Annotated in this window: 2 protein-coding genes; one reads left to right on the top strand and one right to left on the bottom strand. The window is 35.4% G+C overall.

The window, feature by feature from the left end; translation table 11 throughout:
• Nucleotides 1-284: 284 nt before the first annotated feature.
• On the bottom strand, nt 285-1,178 hold the full coding sequence (miaA, locus tag OZD63_RS05600) for a tRNA (adenosine(37)-N6)-dimethylallyltransferase MiaA (protein ID WP_275008338.1): 894 nt from the start codon (nt 1,176-1,178) through the stop codon (nt 285-287).
• 75 nt (nt 1,179-1,253) lie between these two features.
• Here miaA and OZD63_RS05595 point away from each other — a divergent pair, with 75 nt between their 5' ends.
• On the top strand, nt 1,254-1,724 hold the full coding sequence (locus OZD63_RS05595) for a hypothetical protein (protein ID WP_275008337.1): 471 nt from the start codon (nt 1,254-1,256) through the stop codon (nt 1,722-1,724).
• Nucleotides 1,725-1,943: the final 219 nt, after the last annotated feature.

The following is a 1,943-nucleotide window of genomic DNA, read 5'->3' as shown; positions in this document are numbered from 1 at the left end:
CAGCTTGCAAATGATTGTCCTTTCCTTCATTTCTCTCCTATTACGAAGATTTTAAACAGGTTCTAAGAGACTGAAGGACTATAACAAAGGACTATAATATAGGTGATAAAAACTTGTTTGACGTTATAAAAGAGTGTTTTCAGAAATTTTGCGAGAGGCTTGGATTTTTTAAAATAAAAATAGAGCATGGCTTGGATAAGCCACCAAAAGTGAACAGCCATCTGGAAAGTATGGAACCGTCCATTCATAGCAATGAGTATGGAAATACACCTAGAAACTAACAATTAAAATATTTCAAGCGCTGTTAGCTCATTTGCACAATCAATGACTTCAGAACTTGGGAACTGATTTTTAAACCAAGTATATTGACGTTTCGCGTAGTGTCTTGTGTTTGTTTGAGCAATTTGTATCGCTTCGTCTAAAGTAATCTCACCTTTCAAGTACTTTATAATTTCTGGCACTCCGTGTGCTTTCATAGCTGGCAAATGTGGAGCTAGGTTCATGCTAAGTAGCTTCTTTACTTCATCAATTGCTCCATTTTCAACCATTGTAATGAAACGAGAATTTGTTTTTTGATATACGTCTTCACGCTTAGGCAAAATTGTGTGTATCTTAAAATTATTGAACAAGGGAGGCTGTCTATTCTCTTGCCATACAAAAATTGACTTGCCAGTTTCAGTGATAACTTCAAGTGCCCTTGAAAGGCGGTGCGAGTCATTCATGAACACTTTACCTTGAATCCTTGGATCTTTGCTTAGCGCTAATTTGTAAAACTCCTCTTTACTTAAATTTTTCCTTAATTCGCTTACATTTTTCCTCACTTCCTGACTTATTTGTGGCATTGATGATAAGCCCTTGATTAAGCTGCTAATGTAGAGCCCACTTCCTCCAGTGATGATAGGTATTTGAGCATTTTCTAGTGCGTGATTAACTTCTTTTTCTAAATCTTCTAACCATAGACCCACGGAATAATTTTCTTTTGCTGAAACATAACCATATAGTTTATAAAATTCTTCTTGCTTTGGTGGTTGAGCAGTAATTATGGGAATTTCTTCATATACCTGCTTTGAATCACAATTTATTATACTAATATTTCCATATTTTTCTATCAGGTTATCGCATAATTCTGATTTACCTGAGGCCGTAATTCCTGTAATAATTACTATATTATTTTTCATTTATATTAATTTAATTAACATATGATAAAGTGTAGTAAAAGTTTGGATTCTACAATCTAAAGTTTGGAGATTTTTATGGCAGAAAACAACGACAATAATTCATTTACTAAGCGTTTCACAAACAGGACTCCTGGCGGTACAGGGGAAGGTTTTTCCAGTAAGTATTCGTCTCAAAACACCAAAGAACGGGCATTAGGGGAAAAAGGAAAAATTTCTGAATTAGCAGGCAAAAAAACCGAATCCAAGGAAGCTTTTTCTGAAATTGGCGGCATAAAAAGTAAAAGCAGAACTGTCAATAAGAGATCTTTTGCTGATGCAACAAAAAGAAGTAGGTCAGATCTTATATACTTAGTCCGTGGTAAAGATCGTGGAAAATCAGCGTGGCATTATGTATTAGTTGATAAAGAGAAAAGAGAAACGTTTCTAGCAAAAAGCAGAACTGGCTCTATAGATGTTGCAGACTATGGAGAGATTTTGTATTCAGGATGGGGAGAGGATCCACCACAGGCAATAGTTGATAAAGTCAATGAAGAGTTTGGGTTGTAGCAAGTCTGCATAACAAATGGTAAGCTGCGTTGTATTATATTCACAAAAACTAGCGTATCTGTTTAGAGGAGTGGCTAATGTGCAAATATTGAAGCAAAGTGCGTGACACACAGCTGTACGAACATTGCAATATGGTACATAGTAAACGATGTCATTCCAGTGCTTGACACTGGAATCCAGCTTTTTCATAATCATCAAAATGTTGTATTTTAACATAAA

Origin of the sequence: Wolbachia endosymbiont of Drosophila leontia (genome assembly GCF_028981785.1) — a bacterium.
Classification (GTDB): domain Bacteria; phylum Pseudomonadota; class Alphaproteobacteria; order Rickettsiales; family Anaplasmataceae; genus Wolbachia; species Wolbachia pipientis.
The sequence above is the reverse complement of the archived record's forward strand: the minus strand, read 5'-3'. Positions and strand labels throughout refer to the sequence as shown.